The 25,557-nt window shown below is 46.1% G+C and carries 21 protein-coding genes; 18 read left to right on the top strand and 3 right to left on the bottom strand.

From position 1 onward, the window contains the following. Nucleotides 1-157: 157 nt before the first annotated feature. A complete protein-coding gene (locus J7623_RS26330; RefSeq protein ID WP_291926499.1) occupies nucleotides 158-1,696 on the bottom strand; it encodes an acyl-CoA carboxylase subunit beta in 1,539 nt (512 codons plus the stop codon). A 90-nt stretch (nucleotides 1,697-1,786) separates the two neighbouring features. Then, a complete protein-coding gene (locus J7623_RS26325) occupies nucleotides 1,787-2,227 on the bottom strand; it encodes a hypothetical protein (protein ID WP_291926496.1) in 441 nt (146 codons plus the stop codon). A 149-nt stretch (nucleotides 2,228-2,376) separates the two neighbouring features. On the opposite strand from J7623_RS26325, the gene J7623_RS26320 reads away from it, so the two are divergent. Both J7623_RS26320 and J7623_RS26315 read left to right on the top strand, forming a co-directional pair. Further along, nucleotides 2,377-3,360 carry an acyl transferase gene (locus J7623_RS26320; protein WP_291926494.1) on the top strand — a complete coding sequence of 328 codons (984 nt, stop codon included), beginning with the start codon at nucleotides 2,377-2,379 and terminating at the stop codon, nucleotides 3,358-3,360. A gap of 178 nt (nucleotides 3,361-3,538) precedes the next feature. Beyond that, the gene (locus J7623_RS26315) at nucleotides 3,539-4,402 is read left to right on the top strand and encodes a hypothetical protein (protein ID WP_291926492.1); all 864 of its coding nucleotides are present in this window, start codon (nucleotides 3,539-3,541) and stop codon (nucleotides 4,400-4,402) included. A gap of 3 nt (nucleotides 4,403-4,405) precedes the next feature. Here the strand turns inward: J7623_RS26315 and J7623_RS26310 are convergent, their stop codons facing one another. Beyond that, a complete protein-coding gene (locus J7623_RS26310; protein ID WP_291926489.1) occupies nucleotides 4,406-5,125 on the bottom strand; it encodes a hypothetical protein in 720 nt (239 codons plus the stop codon). A gap of 228 nt (nucleotides 5,126-5,353) precedes the next feature. On the opposite strand from J7623_RS26310, the gene J7623_RS26305 reads away from it, so the two are divergent. The 16 genes from J7623_RS26305 (at nucleotide 5,354) to J7623_RS26230 (ending at nucleotide 25,521) form a co-directional block, all read left to right on the top strand. After that, nucleotides 5,354-5,914 (top strand): sigma-70 family RNA polymerase sigma factor, encoded by a 561-nt coding sequence (locus J7623_RS26305; RefSeq protein ID WP_291926487.1) that lies wholly within the window; start codon nucleotides 5,354-5,356, stop codon nucleotides 5,912-5,914. Nucleotides 5,915-5,940: 26 nt separating this feature from the next. Then, entirely contained in the window at nucleotides 5,941-6,186 is a 246-nt protein-coding gene (locus tag J7623_RS26300) for a hypothetical protein (protein WP_291926485.1), read from the top strand. Between the two features lie 85 nt (nucleotides 6,187-6,271). After that, nucleotides 6,272-6,613: a hypothetical protein gene (locus J7623_RS26295; protein ID WP_291926483.1), complete on the top strand. Its 342-nt coding sequence runs from the start codon at nucleotides 6,272-6,274 to the stop codon at nucleotides 6,611-6,613. Nucleotides 6,614-6,692: 79 nt separating this feature from the next. After that, complete coding sequence (locus J7623_RS26290) at nucleotides 6,693-7,526, top strand: DUF692 domain-containing protein (protein WP_291926480.1); 834 nt, start codon at nucleotides 6,693-6,695, stop codon at nucleotides 7,524-7,526. Then, nucleotides 7,510-8,259, top strand: a complete 750-nt coding sequence (locus J7623_RS26285) for a putative DNA-binding domain-containing protein (RefSeq protein ID WP_291926475.1) — start codon at nucleotides 7,510-7,512, stop codon at nucleotides 8,257-8,259. The genes J7623_RS26290 and J7623_RS26285 overlap by 17 nt, the downstream gene beginning before the upstream one ends. A 3-nt stretch (nucleotides 8,260-8,262) precedes the next feature. Further along, nucleotides 8,263-8,694 (top strand): DoxX family protein, encoded by a 432-nt coding sequence (locus J7623_RS26280; RefSeq protein WP_291926473.1) that lies wholly within the window; start codon nucleotides 8,263-8,265, stop codon nucleotides 8,692-8,694. A 44-nt stretch (nucleotides 8,695-8,738) separates the two neighbouring features. Then, nucleotides 8,739-10,001, top strand: coding sequence for a hypothetical protein (locus J7623_RS26275; RefSeq protein ID WP_291926470.1), 1,263 nt, complete (start codon nucleotides 8,739-8,741; stop codon nucleotides 9,999-10,001). Nucleotides 10,002-10,062: 61 nt separating this feature from the next. Continuing rightward, nucleotides 10,063-11,025 carry a polyprenyl synthetase family protein gene (locus J7623_RS26270; protein WP_291926467.1) on the top strand — a complete coding sequence of 321 codons (963 nt, stop codon included), beginning with the start codon at nucleotides 10,063-10,065 and terminating at the stop codon, nucleotides 11,023-11,025. 715 nt (nucleotides 11,026-11,740) lie between these two features. Then, nucleotides 11,741-14,740 (top strand): SusC/RagA family TonB-linked outer membrane protein, encoded by a 3,000-nt coding sequence (locus J7623_RS26265; protein WP_291926465.1) that lies wholly within the window; start codon nucleotides 11,741-11,743, stop codon nucleotides 14,738-14,740. A 17-nt stretch (nucleotides 14,741-14,757) separates the two neighbouring features. Continuing rightward, the gene (locus tag J7623_RS26260) at nucleotides 14,758-16,242 is read left to right on the top strand and encodes a RagB/SusD family nutrient uptake outer membrane protein (RefSeq protein WP_291926463.1); all 1,485 of its coding nucleotides are present in this window, start codon (nucleotides 14,758-14,760) and stop codon (nucleotides 16,240-16,242) included. 11 nt (nucleotides 16,243-16,253) lie between these two features. Then, nucleotides 16,254-17,393, top strand: a complete 1,140-nt coding sequence (locus tag J7623_RS26255; RefSeq protein ID WP_291926460.1) for a carbohydrate-binding protein — start codon at nucleotides 16,254-16,256, stop codon at nucleotides 17,391-17,393. Nucleotides 17,394-17,399: 6 nt separating this feature from the next. After that, nucleotides 17,400-18,437: a DUF5007 domain-containing protein gene (locus J7623_RS26250; RefSeq protein WP_291926457.1), complete on the top strand. Its 1,038-nt coding sequence runs from the start codon at nucleotides 17,400-17,402 to the stop codon at nucleotides 18,435-18,437. A gap of 32 nt (nucleotides 18,438-18,469) precedes the next feature. Further along, entirely contained in the window at nucleotides 18,470-21,709 is a 3,240-nt protein-coding gene (locus J7623_RS26245; protein ID WP_291926454.1) for a SusC/RagA family TonB-linked outer membrane protein, read from the top strand. A 21-nt stretch (nucleotides 21,710-21,730) separates the two neighbouring features. Beyond that, a complete protein-coding gene (locus tag J7623_RS26240; protein WP_291926450.1) occupies nucleotides 21,731-23,194 on the top strand; it encodes a RagB/SusD family nutrient uptake outer membrane protein in 1,464 nt (487 codons plus the stop codon). A gap of 17 nt (nucleotides 23,195-23,211) precedes the next feature. Continuing rightward, nucleotides 23,212-23,907, top strand: coding sequence for a fasciclin domain-containing protein (locus tag J7623_RS26235; RefSeq protein WP_291926448.1), 696 nt, complete (start codon nucleotides 23,212-23,214; stop codon nucleotides 23,905-23,907). Between the two features lie 18 nt (nucleotides 23,908-23,925). Further along, on the top strand, nucleotides 23,926-25,521 hold the full coding sequence (locus J7623_RS26230) for an IPT/TIG domain-containing protein (RefSeq protein WP_291926445.1): 1,596 nt from the start codon (nucleotides 23,926-23,928) through the stop codon (nucleotides 25,519-25,521). Nucleotides 25,522-25,557 lie beyond the last annotated feature (36 nt).

Raw genomic sequence — 25,557 nt, 5'->3', positions numbered from 1 at the left:
AACAGCTATTTGGTCTCCGCTGCATTGGCTAACAGCTAATGGCTAACAGCTACAAAGGTATATCGCCGTTTAGCTATTAGCAAGTGCAGGAGGAAAATACCAGGCGATCTCCGCTGCATTTGCTAACAGCTAACAGCTAACACCTAATAGCTAACAGCTAAAGTGGTATGTTGCCATGTTTTTTCCTGGGCATATTCACCACTTTATTTTCCAGCATTTTGAAGGCTTTGATGAGTTTGATGCGGGTCTGGTCTGGTTGAATGACTTCATCGATATATCCTTTTTCTGCTGCCAGGTAAGGATTGGCGAATCTTTCCTGGTAGTCGGCTACCAGTTCATTCATGCGGGTTTCAGGGTCCGGAGCGGCATCAATTTCTTTTTTGAAGATAATTTCCACAGCTCCCTTTGCGCCCATTACGGCGATTTCTGCTTGTGGGAATGCGAAGTTCATATCGGCTCCGATATGTTTGGAATTCATTACGCAGTAGGCGCCGCCATATGCTTTTCGTGTAGTCACGGTCAGCTTGGGAACGGTGGCTTCACTGAGTGCATATAATAGTTTTGCGCCGTTGGTGATGATGCCATTCCATTCCTGGTCGGTGCCGGGAAGGAAGCCTGGTACGTCTACCAGTACGAGCAGGGGAATATTAAAGGCATCGCAGAAACGGGTGAAGCGGGCACCTTTTACTGAAGCGTGGATGTCCAATACACCTGCCAGGTGGGCGGGTTGATTGGCCACAATGCCAATGCTTCTGCCGGCGATGCGGGCAAAGCCCACGATCATGTTTTCTGCAAAATTTTTATGTACTTCAAAGAAGCTGTCGGTGTCCGTGATTTGTGCGATTGCGTCCTTCATGTCATACGGCTGGTTGGGATTAGCCGGTATCAGCGTATTGAGGGCTTCCCTGACTTCGTTGCCGGGCTCATAAGGATATACGGGCGCGGTTTCTTCGCAGTTCTGTGGGATATAGCTCAACAGCTGCTTCAGGTACTGGATGCATTCTATTTCATTGGCGCAGGCGAAGTGTGTCACGCCGCTTTTGGCGGCATGGGTTTGCGCGCCTCCCAGTTCTTCGGAAGTTACTTCTTCGTGGGTAACGGTTTTTACTACGTTAGGGCCGGTCACGAACATGTAGGAGGTTTGTTCTACCATCAGGATAAAATCGGTGATGGCAGGAGAATATACGGCGCCGCCGGCACAGGGCCCCATGATGGCCGATAGTTGCGGGATTACGCCGGATGCCTGGGTATTGCGGTAGAAGATGTCGGCATATCCGCCGAGGCTCACCACTCCTTCCTGGATCCGTGCACCGCCACTGTCGTTCAATCCAATAATAGGCGCACCATTTTGCATGGCGAGGTCCATGACTTTACAGATTTTGCGGGCATGTGGCTCAGAGAGGCTACCTCCATAAACGGTAAAGTCCTGGGAGAACACGTAGGTCAGCCTGCCGTTGATGGTACCGTAGCCGGTTACAACGCCATCGCCCAGGAATTGTTCCTGGTCGGAGGTGAGGCCACGGTTACGGTTGGTGACCAGCATATCCAGTTCTTCGAAAGACCCTTCATCCATGAGGAGTTGCAGTCTTTCCCGGGCGGTTAGTTTACCTTTCTTATGCTGGGACGCAATTCGTACTTCACCGCCGCCCAACATCGCTTCGGCCATTTTTGCCTGTAATTCTGTTATTTTATCCATGTGCCAAAAAATCAAAAGAACACTAAAAATAAAAGGATTCCTTTAGTAAAGGAATCCTTGCTATGTGTAAATGTAATGTTTTTAACTTTATTATCTGGACCGGTATGCGATTTTAGGTGTATAAACGGTGTCGCTTATATTACCCGCATTGTCTTTTATGAATACCATGAAGTGGACGCTGTCTTTCGGGATGGGGGCGTACTGACCAAATATGATTTCCTGGTTTTGGAGTGTGATCTGTATCTCCCCTTTAATTTTGTTCCCTTTGTTAGACTCGATACCAGGCATTTTCTTCTTGATAAACAGGGTATCAGTGCCATGACTTTTTATGATGGGGGCAATCCGCAAGGTATCTTCAATATCTCCATCTCCGTCTTCTACATTCAGGGTGACTACGAATTGATCAGTAGTTGGTGAAATGCTATCTGCAGAATAACTTTTGAAGGACAAAAAGGGTTTTGACCCAATTTTATCCTTTTTACAGGCATAGAGTAGACCAGCCACCAGGAATAAAAACAGAATTTTCTTCATAAAACAAACCTACATTAATTTAGGAAATATACAAATATTCGGTCGTCACCATACCGTTTCTACAAAACGTTTTTTTATTACAATTGTTACTTACTGCGGCTAGATTTATTCTTCTCCCTAACTTTGTATGATTTTAAAGAAAGATTTACATGACCGCGGTATCTCCGGAATATATATTTTCATTGCAGGAAAGTGGGCTGGAAGCTGCCGCCCTGGAAGTTTTCCGTTATCAGTACCGGGAAAATGACTTGTACCGGGCGTATGTGGATGCCCTGCATAAGTCGCCCGCATCGGTGAAAAACATCTACGAAATTCCCTATCTGCCTATACAATTTTTTAAATCCCACGAGGTAGTAGCCGGTCATTTTGAGCCGGAGTTGCTATTTGAGAGCAGTGGTACTACCCAAACGGTGAACAGCCGTCACCTGGTTAAGGAGGCTGCTATTTACACCCGGAGCTTTATGACGGCTTTTGAGCAGTTTTATGGGCCGGTGAGCGATTATGTGATCCTGGGATTGTTGCCTTCCTACCTGGAGCGGCAGCATTCCTCCCTGGTGCGGATGGTGCAGGAGATGGTGGAACGCAGCGGGCATGCAGAAAGTGGTTTTTACCTGTACGAGCATGATAAGTTATCTCATCATTTGCAGGCATTGGAAGCCCGTGGGCAGAAGGTATTGCTGATTGGGGTGACCTTTGGTTTGCTCGACTTCGCAGAGCAATACACGCTGCAGTTGCGCCATACCATTGTAATGGAAACCGGTGGTATGAAAGGGCGCCGGGAAGAATGGACCCGCCAGGAAGTGCACCAGTTCCTGAAAGAACGATTAGGCGCTGCCGTTATTCATGCTGAATATGGCATGACGGAGTTATTGTCGCAGGCCTATTCCAAAGGAGATGGCCTGTTTGAAACGCCGCCCTGGATGAAGGTATTGCTGCGTGATGAAAATGATCCGTTCCAGATTTCTGCTGCCAAAGGGGCTGGCGTCATCAATGTGATTGACCTGGCTAATATATATTCCTGTGCTTTCATTGCTACTGAAGATATCGGGCGAATGTATGCTGATGGCCGTTTTGAAATATTGGGCCGGCTGGATAACTCCGCATTGCGGGGCTGTAGTCTGATGGTGAGTTAGAGGAAGAAGCGGAAAGCATAAAGCAAAAAGCTATTGTAGCGAATGATAAAAGCGGATAGTAATTAAAATACTCGCTTTCGTCATTCGCTACAATAGCTTTTTGCTTTCGGCTTTATGCTTTCTGCTCCTTATGATATATTGGAATAATTTAATGTATATTGAGGGTAAATCTATTCCTATGAATAAGCGGGTGTTCCTGCTCGGGTGGCTGATCCTATGCTCCACTGTTATACATGCGCAGTTCCTCAGAAAAATGACGGACAAAGTCCGGCATCTCACTACTTCCAAAACGGATACACTCTTAGCTGAAGGGCCTTATGAGGCGAGCTATGTAAAGCCGGTCAGTGAGCATGCTTCCCTGGTTATTGGTGGTGATGAGCAGGTAATGATAGATTCTGTATTTGAATTTGATGTGGCGGTGTACCAGGAAATGGAAGCCTGGCAGGGCAATCAGCGGGTAATCAATGGGGGAGAACAGGTAGTGATTTACTATAGCAGTGCGGCGCCGCGGATGGCCATTCATTTACTGAGTAAGGGAAATGGGGCGCGCTACCAGTTTTACGCCGATTTTGCAAGAGGAGCACAGTTGAGTGTAACCGCTATTCATCAAACCGGCAGCGGTACCAAAGAAAAGCTGGATCTGACCAATATAGCCCCCATTTATCCTGCTGAAACAGGGTATTTGAATCAGTTGGTGAAAACCGGCGGGCAAAAAGTGATTGCAGGTATCGCCTGCGAAGCATATGTGGCTAATAATACGGTCACTGATTCCGGAGGTGTAAGTAGTACCGGTCGCACGCTGGTTAGTGCACAGGTGTGGGTACCTTTGCAGCCGCATGCCCTTTTCCCCGGATATGCTTTTATGCCGGAGTATTATAAAGATCAGATAGCGACGATGTTGACAGCCGGTAACTATCCGCTGGTAGCTATGCCGCTGGAAGTGGAGCTGGTGTATAGTAACGGCGACAGGGAAATTACCTATACCACCGATATTGTGAGTGGTGAAAACCGTGCAGTGCGGGTGGCGGATATTATCCGGTAGAATTTATGCGTCCATAGCAGCTATGTGCAGCAATGCCGGCAGTTTACCCGGGTCGTGCATAATAGCGGAAAGTGACGACATATAAGGGAATGAGTGATGATCCATGCCGAATTTATGGAGCAGGTATACATCCAGTTGTTCCGGAGAAGTATGTCCCTGGATGTAATCGCCCAGGTAAAAGAGAAACCGTTGCCTTTCTTTTTCTGATAGCAGTACCAGTGCTACTTTATCTTTCAGGCTATTATGGGTGCCCGTCTGGAAAATTTTAAGGGCTTGTTTGTATTGGGTAAGCGTTAATTCTTCAAAAGAAGCAGGCAGGAGTTGCGTGCAGAAATAATCTACTGCAATGTCGTTGAAGAAGCTGACACCGTCTTCCGTATCGGGTTCATTATGCCAGGTGGCCCATTGAAGCAGTTGTTGGGGCGTGATATAGCCGGTCAGCATGGCTTCCAGTTGATGAATCACACCTTCCCGGCTGGGCGTGGTATCGCCAGCGTTAGAAATGGCAGTCACGATGTCCTGGTAATAGTCTTCGTTTAATTCGCTGGCAGTTCTTAACAATAACCTGCTCACTTCGGTGTCTGTATCTTCCTCCTTGTGCTGCATCGGGGTAACGCCACGTAATTCGGCTATCACCTCTTGCCTGGTTTTAGTCCCACGTAAATATGCCTTTAATAAAGTAACAAAGTATACGGATGTTACAGGCGACATTTCATTTTTCATTGGCCTAATTTATTTCATATTTCATTGGGTACGGGCCAAAAATAGTACAAAATGGCGAATACTAGCCAACTCACCGTACCATTTACCATTCCTTAACCCCGGTTATCCGTCTTTAACATTTTTTTGGGGCAGAGAGAAAACTAAAACAGCTAAATTTCCGTAAGCTTTCTACAGCATATACGCAAAATATGCTATGATTAAACAGCGTTAAACTCAAGAGCACAATCAATGGCAACCTGTAATCCCGATGAATGGGTAAAGTTATATGCAGATGACCTGTATAAGTTTGCAGTAATTCGGGTATCAGATAGCGAACTGGCACAAGATCTGGTTCAGGATACTTTTCTCAGTGCGTTACAGGCAGCAGTGCAGTTTCGCGGCGAAAGCAGTGAGAAAACCTGGTTGATGGCTATTCTGAAACATAAGATTATTGATCACTTTCGCGCCGCTGGCAAAGCAACTGTTACCGTTAGCATTCATGATAGTGATCCGCATCATTTATTTTTTAATGAAAAGGGACATTGGAACAAAGAAATGGCCCCCAAAGCCTGGATATCAGACATTAATAGCAAACAGGAGCAAACCGATTTTTATAGTATGCTGCGCGCCTGCATGAATAAGTTGAACGAAATCGGCAAGAAAGTGTTTAATCTGAAGTACCTCGAAGAAAAAGAATCTACCGACATCTGTAAGGAATTATCAATTACTACGTCTAACTATTGGGTGATTGTTCACCGCGCAAAGTTGCAACTGAGAAGTTGTCTTGAAAAAAACTGGTTTCGTAATTGATAATGGCAACACAAAAACATAGCTGGATGCCCTGTTGTAAAGAGGTGACGCTAATGATAGAAAAGGAATTGCAACATGCAGCGCTTTCTTTCTGGCAAAGAATGGGCATGAAAATACACTTGCTGATTTGTATTTACTGCAGAAGATATGCCCAACAAAGCAAGATCATAGATACACACCTGGATGGAATGGTAGCACAAACAGACTTATTGCCCGACCCATCTCTCAAAGAAAAATGGGAAAAGGTGATTGCAGAAAACAAAAAAAAATAAGGCAGTATCTGTAAGGATTTTTTAATCACCACGTCTATACAATCAAACATATCAATTTTTAACTCCGTTTTTAAATCGTCAAAACATGAAAAGCAACAATTCAATCAGCAAAAAAGTATTGTTTTCCGGATCTCTGGTAGCCAGTGCTATACTGGGTTTAGCGTCTCTGCAGGTATCTGCCAAACCAGTTAGTTACACTAACCTTGGTTCAGGAGCTGCGGTAAGAAATGCGTTGACAGGTACTGCCGGCACTGCTGCTAACACAATGGAACTGGCTTGTGGAGCGAAAAAAGACAGCGCCTCTGCCGGTAAATCAAAAGAAGGTAAATGCGGCCAGGGCAAATGTGGAGAAGGTAAATGTGGTAACAAAAAAGGCGCTAAGAAAGGTACCAAGAAAGGTAGTGATACTACCAAATCTGGTCAATAATTATTTGAATAGGGACAGAGGCCGGTATACCGCACAACAACCGGCCTTTCCCTATTTTATTTCATACTAATTAAATAGGATGATCATGGTAGGTGTAGGTTTTCGCAGAGAGTTTGCCGAAGAACTGATCAACGGTGAACATATCAGGCCCGACTTCATTGAGTTTGCACCTGAAAACTGGATGAATATAGGCGGTTACTGGAAGAAGGTATTACACCGGGTAGTAGAGAAGTACCCGGTTTTATGCCACGGTCTTTCGCTGTCGATCGGCAGCCCGGAAGCACTGAACAAAGAATTCTTACAGTATATCAAAGCCTTCCTGAATGAATATAAAGTTCAGTTGTATTCAGAACACCTGAGCTATTCCAAATGTGATAATGCGCATCTTTATGACCTGCTGCCTATTCCTTTCCGGATGGATGCGGTAAAGCATATTGCTACGCGGATACAGCAGGTGCAGGATTATCTGCAACGTCCACTGGTGATGGAGATTGTGTCTTACTACACCCCTGTGGCAGCAGAAATGAGCGAAGTAGATTTTATTAAGGAAGTGGTGAAACAGTCTGGCTGCCAGTTATTGCTGGATGTGAATAATATTTATGTCAATGCTTTCAACCATCAGTATGATGCCAAAGCATTTATTACCCAACTGCCGCTGGATAAAGTGGCCTATATCCACATGGCCGGCCATGAGCAGGTAGCGCCGGACCTGATTATAGATACACATGGAGAGCCTATTATTGACCCTGTGTACGACCTGTTTGAATGGACGCTGCAACACTTGCAGCCGGTGCCGGTATTGCTGGAGCGCGACTTTAACATACCGGAGATGGCGGAACTGCAGGGAGAATTATCAAGATTGAAAAGTATTTGTCACAAACAATGGAAATTGAAAAATGAACTTGTTGCCTGACACCTATCATATACAGCAAACTTTTTCGGCGTTTTGCAGAACGGGTGAAAAAGTGAAGCTGCCCGGCGTAGCGCCGGACCGGCTGAAGCACTATCGCCGCTTGGTATTCAATATGATCAACGATACCATGGAAAATGCGTTTCCCATTGCGTATAATAATATTCCTGCACGGAAATGGAAAAGTATGGTGAAAGACTTCTTTTCGCATCATGCCTGCCAGTCGTACCAGGTATGGAAGTTGCCGCTGGAATTTTATACCTACGCCGTAGAGCATAATTGGGAGGAAGTGTATGAGCTGCCCTATCTCCACGACCTGCTGGCTTTTGAATGGGCAGAAATGGAAGTATACAACATGGAAGATATTCCCGCGGAACCGTATGCCCTTGCCGGTGATTGGCTGGAAACGCCGCTGGTACTCAACCCGGAGCACCGGTTGTTGTCGTTTAGCTATCCCGTTCATCTGGTGGCGAAGCCGAAAGCATTGCTGGCGAACAAAGGCATTTACTTTGTATTGTTGTACCGGCATCCGGAAACAGGGAATGTGGAGTTTATGGACTTATCGCCCTGGCTGGCGTTTTTAACGGAGCAGTTGGTACTGGGTATAACGGTAAAGGATATACTGGATTATGCCCCTCAGCTTCATATAACAGATACGGATACACTGGAACAGGATACGTTGAACTTTTTGAAACAGATGCAACAGCAACATTTTGTATTAGGATTTCAATTATAACATATGCGCACCTACGCTGTTTTTGCCCGCCGGTTGTCGGCCCTGAAAGACTTACCACTGCTGTTGATGCGGTTAGTATTGGCGTATGGGTTTTATTTGCCGGCAAAAATGAAATGGAGTGATATTCATGGTATCGGCGATTGGTTTGCACAACTGCATATTCCTTTGCCTTATATCAGTGCTTACCTGGTAGGTATTACAGAAGTAGCCGGCGTTGTATTATTAACCCTTGGATTGTTTGTTCGTTATATTACGCTGCCACTTATTTTCAGTATGGGCGTTGCTATTGCCACTGTACACTGGCAGAATGGTTTTGCTGCGGGGGATAATGGCTACGAAATTCCACTTTATTATATAGTGATGTTGTTCACCCTGTTCATCTTTGGTGGCGGGCGTATAGGTGTGGATTATTTCCTGGAAAGGAAAATAAAATAATTGTCCCGCCGTTTTAGAGGTCAACCAAAGTTGATAAATCCCTTATGAGAACTTTTGTAGCCCTATTACTCCTGGCGCTGTCATCTTTTCATGATAATCCCCCGGTAGGTAATCCCCGATATGATTTTACAGATAGCATAAAGGCAGTAAGCGGAAATGCGTACTGGCATCTCAACTATAATATGGACCGACTGTCTGTAGCAGGGCATGCCGCGGAAGCAGTCGTCTATGAAGATTCCCTGAATGGACGAGTGGATGATATTTTCATAAATCTCCGGGAGGATAAGGTAATAGACGCCCGGCAGTATATACTGGACCAGGCGGATAAATACCGCATTATTATGATCAATGAGGCCCATGGCCGTGCAGAGCACCGTTTATTTACGAAGTCATTACTTGGCGCCCTATCTAAAAAGGGCTACAATGTTTTTATGGCCGAAGGGATTTGGCCGCATCATGAACTTGATAAAAACCATTACCCGGTAAGCACGGATGGACTGTATCTGAACGAGCCCAATTATGGGGAATTGATCCGTTATGCGTTTAAGTCCGGGTACCAGGTAAAGTCATACGAGTACGATGCAAAGCCAGGCTGGGATGATAGTATAAAGCTGGATCAATATGGCTCTATCAAGTACCTGGCCTTTGATCCGCCAGACTCTATGATTATAACGGTAAAGCCTAATGGAGAGCGTGATTTCTATTTTACGCTTTCACGGGAAAAAGGGCAGGCAGCGAATATTTATAAGGTGATGCAGGCCAATCCTAAAAGTAAATTTGTTATCCATGTGGGACATGCGCACCTGAACAAAGATGGTACGATGATGGGATCGCAACTGGCGATGATGGCGCCGGATGTGCCTATACTGGCCATAGACCAGGATTTGACTTTACGCACCACTGTAATTGACTCGCTGACAAAAGATACGCTGCGGCAGTCCCGCCCCTATGTGCTGCAACGCCGCCGTACCGGCAGGTGTTTCCGGAGCTATTACTCCGTTGATTGTACTATCATGAATGTTGCCTGGAAAGATTCGCTATTGCGGCCGGACTATCTTTTTAGAGATATAGAACCCAGAACGGTGTATCGTATTCCGTCGGAGCAATTAAAAGAGTATCCCTGTATGTTTGCTGCGTACCTGCCTGATGAGTTGAAGGCGCAGGGTGCCAAAGCGATTGCCATAGATGTGGTGTATATGAATAATGCCGGGGAGCAGCCGCCATTGTTGTTATATAAAGGGAAATATACCATTCTGAAAAAGACGGGGAACGGCATTTACAGCAGTTTTGATGTAGATATAAAATAGCATCCAAGGGATTTTCGTACAGATGTAGTAATTTCGGCCCCATTCATAGTGATCATTTACGATGCAGTTAGCCAGGGAAACGATAGGTAGCGAATTACAGCAATTTGACGAAATTTTTAAGCAGGCAATGCAAAGCGATGTTGCATTGTTGAACAGGATCATGACCGATATTGTGGCCCATAAGGGTAAGCAAATGCGGCCCATGTTCGTGTTGCTTTGTGCCCGTTTATGTGGCGCTATCAATGATGGCAGCTACCGGGCGGCGCTGCTTGTGGAAATACTGCATACAGCTTCCCTGGTGCACGACGATATGGTAGATGACGCCATGAAGCGCCGGGGCGCTTTTTCTGTAAATGCCCTATGGAAAAATCGTGTATCCGTGATGGTGGGTGACCAGTTGTTTACCAAAGGCGTACTGCTGGCACTGGATAACAACGACCCCGGCTTGTTGAAAATTTACTCCGATGCCATCCGGCAAATGATAGAAGGAGAATTATTGCAGATGACCAAAGCGAATAAACTAAGCTTTGAAGAATCGGATTATTTTGATCTCATCAATGCTAAAACGGCTTCGTTCCTGGCTGCTGCCTGTGCAGCTGGAGCTTCTTCTACCACTACTGATCCGGCTGTGGTGAAAAAGCTTCACGACTTCGGACAAAAGGTGGGCATGGCCTTTCAGTTAAAAGACGACCTGTTTGATTATGGCACTGCGGATATCGGAAAGCCTACCGGTAATGATATCAAGGAAAAGAAAGTAACCCTGCCGCTGATTTATACAGTAAAAAATGCGGATCCTGTACTGAAGAAAAAAATACTCCATATCGTTAAACATCAGCACACTGATAAAGACCAGGTTAACTTTGTAGTCAATATAGTTAACCAATCAGGTGGCTTACAATATGCCGCTGAAAAAATGATGGCTTACCGCGATGAAGCATTTGCTTTGTTATATACTTTTCCTGCTTCTCCCGTTCGTGCTGCGCTGGAGGAATTAGTACGGTATACTACCGATCGGGCATATTAATGGTTTCCTGATTTTTGTTTTTAAGATATTGAAAGATAGGAAAGATAAGGGAAGATAGATGAGCAGATGGTTCATCTATCTTCCCTTATCTTTTTAAATCAAAAAAATAGAATCAGTATAACCAGTTTAATCCTGTACCCGGACAAAACCCGCTAAGATCACTCGCTACAATAGTTTCCGCTACTTCATGAATTAATTTTTGAAAAATTTTAGCAAAAAGCTATGAAAAATCCATTTAGCTAGTTACATTTGGCGTGTAGCGTTAAATAAACAACCAGAATTTAAAGAGCATTGATAGTACTCATAGACAGTGTGAACCCGACCCGTGCTTCCTGTAGCTTCCCCACTGTTTGTTAGTATTAGCAATTATTGAAAACCAAAGAAGTTCAGACCGTTTAAAAATTTCACGTTAATCTTTTGTTCCATGACTCATCGTTCATTGCAACCTGTGAGGGACGCGCGCTGCCCCTAGAAGTCGCTGATACGTTACGTTTTCGCAGTTTATATGTTATTCCTGTTATGCTCATGCGGTATACCACCTGGGCCTGGTAACGTATTGTGCTGCCTTAACCCTAACTATCTCTAAACTAACAGTAAATGACATACTCCCCAGGGGGGAGCAGGGCGTGCTATGCCCGTATATGTCGAAAACAACACCACTGCTGGCGTAAAGCTGCTTTACGCCATGGGATTTTCATGCCTAAACATTGCATGTATGAAACACATTTACCTGATCCTGCATCGCGGGATGTATCTTTTTGCAGCGGTGTGCCTGGTAACCACCAGCACACAGGCGCAGAGCACGCTGTATAAAAAAGCAAAAGATACTGTCGCCGTAAACGCCGACTCGCTGGCCTTTTCCAGAGTATCTTCTTCCAAAAGAGACACCATGGGATATATTCCCAACAATGAACTCTTTTTTAAAACCAGCCCTAACGGCGCGGTGTCTTCCGTAAATATGATGGAAGTAAAAAAAATGCCCTATACCAGTATTGACCAGATGCTGATAGGCAGGGTAACGGGCGTGGATGTACGAACACCTTCCGCTGAACCGGGGAAACGGAACAGCGTATTTATTCGTGGTACATCTTCCCTGTTGTTAAGTAACCGCGATATTTTCTACGCACAGCCTGCCTATGTGGTAGACGGCGTACCGCTGATCCTGGATCATGCTTTCGCCTACGATATACAACGTTTTGATTTTAACCGGATGGGAACAGAAACCAATTTGTTGTCGTTCCTGGATGTCAATGATATTGAAAGCGTAGAAGTATTAAAAGATTTCGCGGCCAGCGCAAAATACGGGCCCAATGCGGCGAACGGGGTTATTAATATTGTTACCAAAGCTCCCCGCGTAGGCCCCATGAAAGTTTCCGTGAATGCTTATGCAGGATTATCGCTACGCCCGTCGGTGGATGCGGTGAATGGAAAATATGAAAGCGATTTCCGCTTACCATTTTACCAGAAGTATGCGGATGAAACCCAGTGGCGAAATTTTCCCCGCTACCTCGCAGATTCATCACAGGCGCGGTATTTCGGGCCGGCAAACTGGGATGATTTGTATGTGAGGAACGGGTTTACAGATGGTATACAAGCCGCTGTAAGTGGCGGTACGCCTTATGCGAATTTCCGTTTTAGCATCGGGCAGATGTCACAGCAAGGGGTATACGATAAAACCGGTATCCGGCGCTATGATGTTAATTTCGGCATCAATATTCAACCTGTGCGTAACCTGGTATTCAGCACGTATGTGGCTATTGCCAACCTGAACCGAAAGCGCAATGAATTTATCCGCGACCGCGCAGGGGATGAAGATTACCTGTTTAGCTACGATGCGCCGGTGTCTCCCAACAAATTCTACCTGCAACAATATTATGCGGACCTGGACAACACTATTAACCGTAACAAGAATAACTCTGCCCGCATCATTGCCAATGTGAAGTATAGCTTTCTGTCGCACCTCTCCTGGAATACCCGTTTCGCTATTGACTACGGGCAAAATTTCCGCGACTTTTTTGTGCCGACCGCTTTAGGCGAGGGTAACAGTTACGTCTCCAATTTTGACGGACTGAATAAACGGCTACTCCTTGATAACTCACTGCATTATGAAAATACTTTTTCCGGCAAACATCACCTGGACGTCAGTTTGGGGCAGTATAGCCAGTGGGATAAATGGCGTTATGATTATGGCCGTGCCTACAAAGGTTCCAGCGACTTTGTGAAGATATACCAGCCGGGAGATGATAATAATAAGCCCGGTCGCTTCGGCAACTTCCGGCTGATGTTTAACACGAAAGATTTTACACAGTCGAGGCTGGCTTCTTTTTATACGAATGTAGGCTACAACTACGACGGAAAATATTTTGTAACACTTTATGTAAGAAGAGACGGTACTTCTTATCTCGGCGCGGAGAACCGATGGCTGGTATCGCCTACGGTATCTGCTTCGTGGAAGGTGAGCAATGAGCATTTTGCCAGTGGCATCGACTGGCTGAGTAACCTGAATGTACGGGGTAGCTGGGGCCGTGTAGGCCGCCTGATGATGGATGAGATCTACAAATCCGGCGCCATTTACAATGTAGACGCTGGGTGGAATGGTGTGCCGAATATGTCGACCTACAACGCATTCCCGGCTATCAACGCTGCTTATACTACCGGCTATATTACTCCCGGTATTTCCTGGCCTGTAGTAGAGCAGTTGAACGGAGGCATAGACATTGGTTTGTTTCACGACCGTGTGAGGGCATCGCTGGATGTGTATTCCAAAACAGATAAAAACCTGGTGTTTAAAATTCCCACCATTGAAGAAGAAGGTTTTAATGGTATAGTAAAGAATGGCATGGATATCCGCAACTACGGCTACGAATTATCTATAGCGGCTGATGTGATCAGGAATAAGAAATTTCAATGGACTACCGGTATCAATGTATACACGAACCAAAATAAATTGATGGCGTTACCGGATGGTCTTACTGACCTGGTGATCGGTAACCGTCGTTTCCTGGTGGGTAAGCCGGTAGACCGTTACTGGCTGCTGATCAATGAGGGTATTTATAATGCAGATGCAGAAGTACCTGTGAATCCTGCAACGGGTAAGAAGTTGTCTTACTTAGGTGTTCCGCTGCATAAAGGAGATCCCAAATGGAAAGACTTGGACGGCAACTTTGATATCAACGACAAAGACCGTGTGATGACCGGGCGTATGGTAGCGGCTGCGCAGGGAGGATTCACCAACACCTTTCATTATGAAGAGTGGGAGCTGAATATATTACTGAACTATGCTTTTGGCCGTAAAGTCATCAACCAGGTGTTGGCAGATCGTTTCGATTTTGCCAACAGGGAAGGAATAGATGATCCGAAAGCGATCAAGGAGATCAGCTGGTGGTCTAAAGTGCCGGGCGACTATAATAAAATTCCCGCCTACAACCCCTGGAGTGCAGTATATGCGTATCAGCCTAACCAGACACTGTTCCTGGAGAATGGCTCCTACGTGAAGCTGCGTGCCCTGACACTGGCCTACAACCTGCATACGCCATGGATGAAGAGGTCCGGTGTAGATCATTTGCGGATTTATGCTACGGGCAATAACCTGCTTACCTGGACCAACTACAAGGGTGGCGATCCGGAAGCAGTCAGCTATTTCGGCTACGACGAAGGTTATTACAACTGGTCGGCTCCGCGCACTTTCACCCTGGGCTTCAATTTTCAATTCTGATGTTAAAATACATGATCATGAAAAATATTGCTGTTGCCGGGATATTATTATTCCTGGCGGTAGGTATGTTGTCTTGCAAAAAAATGCTGGATGTGCCGGCACGCAGGGCGTTGTCGGAGGAAAATATGTGGCAGACCAAGAGCGACGCCCGTGCGGGATTATCGGCCTGCTATGCCCTGATGAGAGCTGCGATGTGTAACGAAAATGCACATTGGGTATATGGCGAATTGCGGGCGGGAGATTTTCAATCTTCCAAAAGAGGCGACCTGAAAGCCGTAGTGGAAAGTAACCTGAACGCCACTTTCTCCACGATGGCGCAATGGCGCGACTGGCGCAGATTTTATGCAGCTATTGCCCAATGCAATCTTACTATAGCCAAATTACCACAGGTGACCAAAACAGATTACCGGTATTCACAAAACGACCTGAAACTGGATATCTCACAGGCAATCTATATCCGCGCTTTTCTCTACTACTATATTGTAAGAATATGGGGAGATGTGCCACTGGTCACTAAAGCAGCCGATGGTACCCCTAAAACAATTGGCAGGGAAAAATGGGAAAAAGTACTGGACTTTGCTGCTGCAGAAGCCAAAACCTGTATTGATGGACTGCCCTGGAAATATGATGGGAAGTCGCCCGAACAACAGGGCGAATACCGCGGGCAGGGAGAATCGCATCATAAGTCGATCACTATTACCAAAGGCATGGTATATACGTTGCTGGCACATATTTACAGCTGGCAGGGCAATTATGACAAAGCGCTGGAATATGCAGACATTGTAGTAAACACCACCTCCAACAGCGGCTATAACTTTGTGAGTGTAAATGATCTGAGCAGGTTGGATGGTGCATTCCGCGGCCGTTACGATTGCAACATTTTCCAGGTAGATATGAACTTTGACCACGCTGAAATTTCCTCTACTGGTCAGTTGGAAGACTGGACCCTGCGGGATCCGTATATTCCTAAGCGGGAGTCTGAAATATATGTTCCGCGGGATACTATCCTGAAAATTTATAATGAGCCACATGAACAGCGGCCAGCTTATTTCTTCACCAAACTGGATGATACTTATCCTATCTTTTTTAAGGTGAAGCAAATCAATACGAGTGTAACGAACCCCGTATTGAAAATGTATTCGTCCTGCATTATTGTATTCCGCTATGAAGAATTATACCTGCTGCGTGCAGAAGCGAAAGCCCGCCTGGGAAGGACTGCAGACGCACAGAAAGATCTGAACCGTATCCGCGGCAGCAGATCATTGAAAAATGTAAATGCCGCTTTGAGTGGAGAAGCACTGCTGGACGCCATTTTGCTGGAACGACGCCGGGAGCTGATGGGAGAAGGTTGGTATTGGTACGACCTGGTACATTTCAAACGTATTCCTCAATACACCCGGCTTACCGCTGCAGATGTAGAGAAGGGCGCCGCTTTCTGGCCGCTCTCACAGGAGGCGTTATCCAATAACCCCGCGCTCACACAAAATAATTTCTGGAAATAATTTTTACTGCCATGAAAAAGATTTTATTACTGCTGGCCATCACCGGTTGTTTTGCCTGCAAAAAAGGGATGCAGGAGTATCGCAACGCGAAGCCGGTATCTGATGTGGGAGTAAGTACTTACGACTTCCTGAAGCAACAGGGCACTTTATATGATTCACTGGTATGGATCATTGATAAGGTACATCTCACCGACGTTTTAAAAAATCAAAAAGTCACCTTTTTTATACCACAGGATAATAGTATTGAAACCGCGATGCGTAATGTCAATATTGCGCGTATTCGTTTAGGCGATCCCGGTAACTGGACGATGGATAGTATTCCATTATCTGTATGGGATAGTTTGTTGCGCCGGTATATTATACCTGGTATTGTAGATGCCGACTCCCTGCGGTATGCAGATGGAGTAGACCTGGTATCGTTGTACGAACATGGCATGAATGGAAAAATGAGTGGCACCAATGCTTCCGGCGCTGTAGGTGGTGGTACTGAAGTGGTGAAGTTCAGCGATAGAAACGGCTCCCGGTTTATTAAAGACTGGTCTACCGCCCTCACACAAAACGTGGATATCAAAACCAAAAATGGTTTGATGCATATCCTGGAAACCCGGCACATATTCGGTTTCACCTCTTTTGTGGGTAAGGCTTATCCTAAGTCGCTGGAGCCTATTCAGGGCCCCTACCTGGGCTATCCATTGGAAATACCTGGTATTATTAACGCGGCGGACTACGACGAAGGCCCCGCCGAAGTAGCTTTTCATTACAACAATGGCGGCGGTAACCATGTTTACCGGCCGGATGCCCCCGGTACGGAAAACTGCTCAGATGGGGATACGCAAACGAGCCCGGGTGGCGCTTATAATATCGGCTGGACCAGCGATGGCGATTGGGTAAGATATACCGTGGATATTAAAGCAGCCGGTCAATACAAGGTAGACCTGCGGATAGCAGGTAATGGCGGAGGAATTATTTACCTGATGATAGATGATGTGAAAGTGTCTGATGAAATTGCCATCCCCGGTACCGGGGGCTGGCAAAGCTGGAAGAGCGCCATCGGTACGGCTACATTGCCGGCAGGTAAACACCTGATGAAGGTGATGATCAAGAAAGCTAACCTGAATCTGCATCGTGTTATTCTCACTAAAATAAATTAATCAGTCATGTATCCGCAAATATATAAATATGCTTTAGCCGGCTTGTTCACCGTGCTGGTAAGCAGTTGTTATAAAAGCCTGGTGCCGAAAGAGAAAGAACATTTCAGCAATAACGCCAGCTTCGACGGCGATTTTTATGCCGCTAATTTTGGCCGTACCAACGTGTTCTATGGCAAATTTAATCCCGATTATTCTACCCAGCCACTCACATTTGAACTACAGAACATTGCTGATAAAAACGGCATGCCGGTACCTGCACTCAGGGAAGAAGTGAATACCTGGCAATGGAAGGAGTACTACAGTGGGAAAGAGAAAAGTGTGGAAGAAATTAATGCGAAGCGCTTCCAGGTAAAAAGGCCGTTACTGGATATCCGCCCCAATTCAGGAGACCTGATTTTCTGGGCAACAGATACGACGAAAGTAAAACCAGGCACGTATACGTTCGACATTTTTGTGAAAAATAACGGGGGACAAAAAACCTTTCAGAAAAGGAAACTGCAACTCGCACTTCCCCGTCCATACGAGCCTTATGAGTTTGATGATTTTACCGGGTTGCGAAAACCGCTGGATAAGGGTGGTATCCTGCATCCTACGGTATTGATCGGCGTAAAGGATAAGCTGAATAACAACATTCCGGCAGAGAATGTAACCGTGTATTTCCGGAAAACAGGTACCACGAAAAATACGCTTTCCATGAAATTTTTCGATGCAGATTCTGTCCCTATCCGCTTGCCGGCCTTCAATATCACGAAGTGGGATAGTTTGGTATACCGGAGTAATACGATCCAGGAAATGGTGCCTTTTGCTTTTAACCGGAAAATGACGAACGATAGTACGGTAGTGACCTGGGATATCACCAATCCTTTCCCGGTGCTGGCGGATGTGGGGATCAATGAAAAAGCCAGTATTGGATTTATTTACGAGCGCGTATCATATGGGGAGCGTACACAAGCCGCATTGGGGCTACAGTTCGCCATTTTTGAGCCTGGTAGCTGGGACGTGATTTTCAAGTTTAATGTGAGTCCCAAGTTTACCAACGACTAACCCTATTCTGAAAAAACTAAAATTTTTGTGCCATGAATAAACGGTACTTCCTGTTACTGGTCCTGTTCCTGCTATTGACAGGCGCCAGTTATACGGTATATGCCCAGGAGGCTATTACCATTAAAGGTCGCGTAACGGACGCCGCTTCCAAAGAAGGTATCCCGGGCGTTACCATCATTGATATCAAGAATAACAAAGGATTAGGGGTAACAGATCCTACCGGCCATTTTACCATCAAAGTAGCGCCGGATATAGCGATCCAGTTTCGTTATATCGGCTATCGCTTTGAAACGGTGAAAACAACGAAGGCAACGGTGTTAAATGTCACCCTTGCTGCAGAAAATAAATCGCTGAAAGAAACGGTGGTAGTAGGTTATCAGAAGCGTACCAAAGAAACGGTGTCCGGTTCAGTGGCAGTCATCTCCGGAAAAGATCTGCAGGATGTCCCGGTATCCAATATCCAGGAATTATTGCAGGGTAAAGTAGCGGGGCTGAATATCCAGAATAATTCCGGTGCACCGGGTTTTCGTGGTACCATGTCCGTTAGAGGAGTATCGCAGCTGAATGTGAGCGGTAGCGGTGACCAGGCTTACCTGGCCAGTAATAATCCCTTGCTGGTAATAGACAATGTGCCGGTAGATTTCGATGGCGGTATTTCCCAGTCGATGTTACAGCCCGGTGCAGCCACTGGCCCGCTGGCACTGATCCCGCCGGAAGATGTACAATCCATAGAAGTGATGAAGGATGCGCAGGCGACAGCATTGTATGGATCCCGCGGCGCCAATGGTGTAATTGTAGTGACAACCAAGCGTGGTAATTCTCCAACACCTATCATCGATGTGAACAGCAGTATTTTCGTGAACTTCCCGCCTCAACTGCGGCCTACCATTGGGGGGAATACAGAACGGCAATATCGTATCAACTCTATCCTCGCCAACTCCCGTGATATACAGGATGCGAGAGACCGCCTATCCAAGCTGGATGCCCTGTTCCTGACAGATAGCCTGAATAGTTTCTACAACAACTCTACCGACTGGCAGGGGTTATTTTATCAGACTACCGTTAACACCAACAACAACGTACAGGTAAGTGGTGGCAATATCAAGATGAACTATAAAGCCAACTTCGCCTACCAGATGAACCAGGGGGTATTGAAAAATACAGGGTTTAATAAGTATAGCCTGAACATGCAGTTGAATATGCAACCCAGTAAACGGCTGCGTATCGGCGCACAGTTATTCAGTGCACTGGGGCAAAAGCAACGCGGTAATGGTGGAGGTCTTACCAACAATGGCGCCGGCAATGCCTTTACTACTTCCTTACTGCCGGGGCCTTCCAAATTTATAGGTAATCCCCAGCTGGATGGATATGAGAATAACGTGGATGATAATAACACGGTGAACTTCCGCGGATTTGTGGATGTGGACTATGAAATTATCAATAACCTGCGGATCAACTCCACCACTTCCTATGATTACTATACCGATACCCGGGATCAGTTTAAGATGTCATTTTCCAATAATAACGCTACCCAGTTGTATGGCTTTGTAGGAAGGCATGATGAGCTGAACACCCGCAATGGTGTGAACTACAGCTATAGTTCCAATAAAAAAGACCTGGAGAAAGGAAACAACGTATACGCGAGTGTTTTCAGTGAAATAAATATTAAGTCAGATGACCAGCATGTGAGAGATGTACGCAACGGTCCGAATGATTATTACTGGGGGCCTCGTGGCTATTCTCCCCGTTTTTATCCGGGTAACGTATGGAACAATGCCAATGAAGTAAATGTAAACGGTACGCCGGTATCTTATGTATATCATGCAGCTTCATGGGCGGGTTTCCTGTCGTATAACTATCACACCAAATATAGTGTGGACCTGGCTTACCGGTTGGACGGAAGTTCCGCCGCAGGTATCAACAACCCCTATACGAAAAATCCTTCAGTTGGTTTCCGCTGGAACTTCAATAAAGAAAATGCAATGCGCCGTTTGAACTGGCTGGACTATGGATCTGTTCGTGTTACGTATGGGGTAAACAGTCGCCCTACGGCTACCATTCTGAATTCGCTGGGGGTATATAAGAGCGTTGCGGGGTATAACAACAGCGTGGCCACGGTGCCGGACTTTGATGTATTGGCGAATCCATCTATGGAGCCGGAAAAATCATCGCAGTTCAACTTTGGTGTTGACCTGGGCTTATTCAGAGGACGTATAGAAGTGATTTATGACACGTATTACAAGAACAACTATAACCTGGTAAGAGATGCATATTTGCCCAATTCTACAGGGTATAGGAAGATGCAGGTAAATGGCGGAGCTATTGTGAACTATGGACATGAGTTGTCTATTACAGCTCGACCGGTAGTACATCTGAATCCGTTGGGTTTTCAATGGACGGTAACCGTAAACGGTGCCTATAACAGGGGCATACTTACCGCGTTGCCTGGTGGATCGCAATTTTTCCTGAGTTCAACAGATGATAGAAACAGGCAGTTCATTGCACTGCGCGTAGGCAGAAATCCGCAGAGCAACTATTTATTCCAGACCGATGGGGTATATAAAAGTACCGCCGATGTACCTATTGATCCTGTAAGAGGCGTACGTTATAAGGCAGGTGCAGGGCCGGGTTCACAGTTTTTCCAGGCAGGAGATCCCATCTGGAGAGATCTGAACGGCGACTATGCATTGAGCGATGCGGATTATGTGATCATGGGAAACCCGGAGCCATTGGTGACCGGTGGTTTCAACAACACATTCAGCTACCGGAACTTATCATTGAGTGTATACTGTACTTATCTGCTCAACCGCAGCATTATGAACAATGCCATTGCTGCGAGGATTTATCGTTTGCAGGCGCCGGGTGATCAGAATGTGACAGGCGTAGCAGAAGGGCCGGTAAACCTGTACGATATCAACCGGCTGGATTACTGGAAACGTCCCGGGGATGTAGCTTCCCGGCCGGCTTTAGTAGGATCATTTGATCATGATATGCTGGTGCAGCCTAACCGGATGAGTCAAAGCCTGGTGATGGAAGACGGCTCCTACTTTAAAATTAACCAGGTGACCCTGGCCTACCAGTTCCGCAATTTTGATTTTATGAAACGCCTGAAACTGCGGGTATTGCGGGCATATTTCACCGCTTATAATGTGGCGATCTTCTCTAAATATACTGGTCCAAACCCGGAAACGGTTACATCGCTGGGAAGGGATGATATCAACGGATATCCTGCTGCCAGCAGTTTCACTTTTGGTATAGGCGCTCAATTTTAATCATGTTTAAATTATTTTCAGATGAATAAATGGTATAAAATAGGACTCCTGGTTTGCCTGCTGGCAGTAGCAGGCGCCTGTAAGAAATTCCTGGAAGTAAAGCCGCTGGATACCCTTTCCGGTAAGGATTTCTGGAAAACACAGCGGGACGCGGAAAGTGCTATCAATGGTGCATATGGTATTTTACTTACGAAATTTACCCGTGGAATTTTATATAACGCAGGTGATTTCAGGGCGGGCAACTGGAACTGGTTTAATAAAAATAACCTGCGCATGCTGGGACAGAACCAGATGCTATCTACCGGTGGCGGCGATGGAGCAGACAATGCACAGGACTGGGGAGAATTTTACCAGGCTATTGCCTTATCGAACCTTTGTATAGACCGTATTTCCGGTGTGCAGGATCCCAACTTCAGCAGCCGCGATAAAAAAGCGCTTACTGCAGAAGCCCATTTTATCCGCGCGTTTACTTACTTCTATATGGTACGGTTATACGGAGATGTGCCGCTGCAGATAGAAGCCTATGAAACAAAATTGCAGCCAAGGGAAAAGATGCTGACTGTATTGGATTTTTGTTTGAAAGACCTGGAGGCGGTTAAAGACGATCTGCCCCTTTCCTTTGACGATCCTACGAATCGCGCTGTAAGAGGCACTAAGGGCGCTGCATTGGCGCTGATGGCACATATTCACATGTGGGCTGCAGGCTTTGATAAGCCCAATGAAAAAAAGCACTGGACACAAACCGCCGCATTGGTAAAAGAGCTGATGGACCTCAATGTATACAAGCTGTTGCCTTATACGAAAGAAACCTTCCAGACAATTTTTAAAGGCCGTTCCGAAGAAGGTATTTTTGAGTTGTCGCTGGATGCCAACTATGGCGGTAAATTCCACTCGCTGATTTGTCAGTGGACATTGCATGAACCTTATATCCATGATAAAATCGGGGGTAAAAGTGAGATCACACCTATGATCCGTCACCTGGACCGGATCTATCCCAGGGGAGAGTACGACAAACGCCTGGAGCTTTGGTTTTACAATCCCTATAGCACCGATCAAACACCGATGTTCCTGAAATACTCTGCCATCACTGATCCTGAGTCGAGAGACTACGATGCGAACCTGATCTTTTTCCGTTATGCAGATGTGATTTTGCTGAGAGCGGAGGCATTGGCTTATCTCGATGAAACAGTTGAATCTATTAAGATGCTGAACCTGGTAAGAGACCGGGCCAGTGCAAAGTTGTATAACGGTAGTGGTGGTAAAGCCTTACAGGATGCCGTTTTCCTGGAGAGGGAGAAGGAGCTGATGGGAGAAGGGCATCTGTGGTATGACCTCATTCGCACCGGCAGGATCACGGATAAAAATGTAACGGAGAACTCCCTGACCCAGCAGCAATTGGATATGGGCGCATGGACCTGGCCTATTTCAAGTTCGGCGGTAACGAATAACCCTTTGATCACCCGGAATCAATATTGGATACAGTAACGATTAAAATATTTACGATGCACAAGTTATTGTCTTGGGCCGGCATCCTGCTGTTAGTAGCATTGTGTATGTCTGCCTGCAAAAAAGATTATTATATAGATGGAGGCCTGGCAAATCCTCATTACAACGGTACTATTTATGACTACCTGGTAAAGAATCCTTACCTGTTTGATACGGTAGCATACATTGTGGAAAAAGCAGGATTGAAAGATATGCTGGAGCATGATTCTGTTACTTTCTTTGCTTTTACCGATCAGAGCGTAGGAGATGCGCTGGAAGACCTGAATGAAATCCGTTACCGCTCAGTGGAGGACAGCGCCCACCTGGCGGATATTCCGGGCGAGGTATGGCGGGAATTCCTGCTGCGCTATATCATGAAAGGAAAGCATACCGCCAACCAGTTTGCCAGGGTGGATCCCAATAACATATACGCCTATCCGGGAATTAACTATGTGATGGCGGGGGATTATATCCTGAACATAGGGTTGGTATACCAGAACTATAATAATGTGGAAGCCGTGGGAGCGCGTATCTTGTTGCTCACCGACATCACCTTTGACCCTGTGACTTTCCGGAACAATAACAATGTCAATGTAGCTTCCTCTGATATCCAGCCCACCAATGGTGTGATACATGCGCTGAATATCCGCCATGTACTTGGCTTCCGGGGCGACTTCCCGAGAATAGCAGAGCAGGCATTACAGCATCAATAATCTCTTAACGCAGTCACTATGAAAAAATATATTTGTTTAATAGCGCTGATGGCCACTTTGGGCGCATGCAAGAAAGAATCCATCAGCACCAATGGGAAGAACCCCTACCAGGAAACGGTGTTGCCGGCCATTTACATTAACAAGGATGGGATTAGCCCGGGTAAAGGACGTCCGGGTGATGAAGTGGTGATAATGGGAAAGGGATTTGAGAAGAATAAGGATAAATTATCTATCCTTTTTAATGGAGTGAAGGCAGCGGTTGTTTCCCTAACGGATACGACTGTACGGGTAAAAATACCCGCACAGGCAGCCACGGGGAATGTGGCCGCACAGGTAGATCAGCAATATTTTTTTGGCCCGTTTTTCCGGGTGCTGGGGGCTTTTGAAATGGATACACTGTATCCATCGCAGGTAGGCGCTGATGACGGGATTAATGATATCATCCCGGTAGAAGATGGCAAATACCTGATTGTAGGAAATTTCACAAATTACGGCAACAGCAGTAAGGAGGGAAAGTTAAGCCGGGTGGCAAGGATTAATCATGATGGTACGGTAGACAATAGTTTTGGACCGGATAAAAAGAATGGAACTAACACCACCGTGCGCACAGCGGTAGCGTTGCCAACAGCCGGTAAATACCTGGTAGCAGGATCATTCAACAACTATGAAGGAGTGGGCTACGTGAATAGTATTGCGTTGCTGAATAATAATGGCTCGCTGGCGGCGGAGAAAATATTTCTGCCTTCCGGCAAGGATTTATCGGTATCCGCGTTGAAAGGTGGCATTTCAGGATCAGTGGGCAATATGCACTTACAAAACGATGGGAAGATTTTATTGACAGGTTCTTTCCGCTTTTTTGTGCAGCCTAATTTTCAGTTGACCAGTTCGCTGGGATTGGATTCGGTACACCTGGATTCGGTGCAGATAAATGGGTTGGTGCGTTTAATGCCTGATGGGGGACTTGATAGCACTTACAACTACAACCTGGCGCAGCATATGGGCAACGAGGGGGCCAATGGTGATATTGTGCGTTCTATCCTGTTGCCGGATGGGAAGCTGCTCATAGCGGGTACTTTCACCAAATACAACGGACAAGCCGTGAATCGTATCGCGAGGTTGAATACAGATGGTTCGCTGGATCCTTCTTTTACACCTGGCGTGGGTGCGGACCAGGTCATTTACAATATGGAGCGGCAGGCAGATGGGAAAATTCTGCTGGTAGGTGGCTTTAATAACTTCGGTGGCATGCCGGTACCGCATATTGCCCGTATCAACGATAACGGGGTGATAGATCCTACTTTTAATGTTGGTAAGGGTAGCAATGGGTATATTTTCAACATTGGTTTCATGCCAGGGGGAGAAATTATTCTCAGTGGTGCGTTTACGAAGTTTGGGGACCTGCAACGGAATAATATGATTGTACTGACGGCCAATGGTGCTATTCATCCGGCATACAATAGCAATGGTGGTATTACACTCAACTCTGCCTTAGGACGGGGGAGTATCAACAAAATTGTGCAACAGGCAGGTGAGAAGTCGATGCTGGTGGTAGGTAGCTTTACGCGTTTCGATTACCGCGTAGCTAACAGGATTGCACGGGTGACATATCCTTAGAGCAGAAAGCTGAAAGCAGAAAGCAAAAAGCTATTG

The organism is Chitinophaga sp. (genome assembly GCF_017745275.1).
GTDB lineage: Bacteria > Bacteroidota > Bacteroidia > Chitinophagales > Chitinophagaceae > Chitinophaga.
This window is presented reverse-complemented; position numbering and strand designations above follow the sequence as displayed.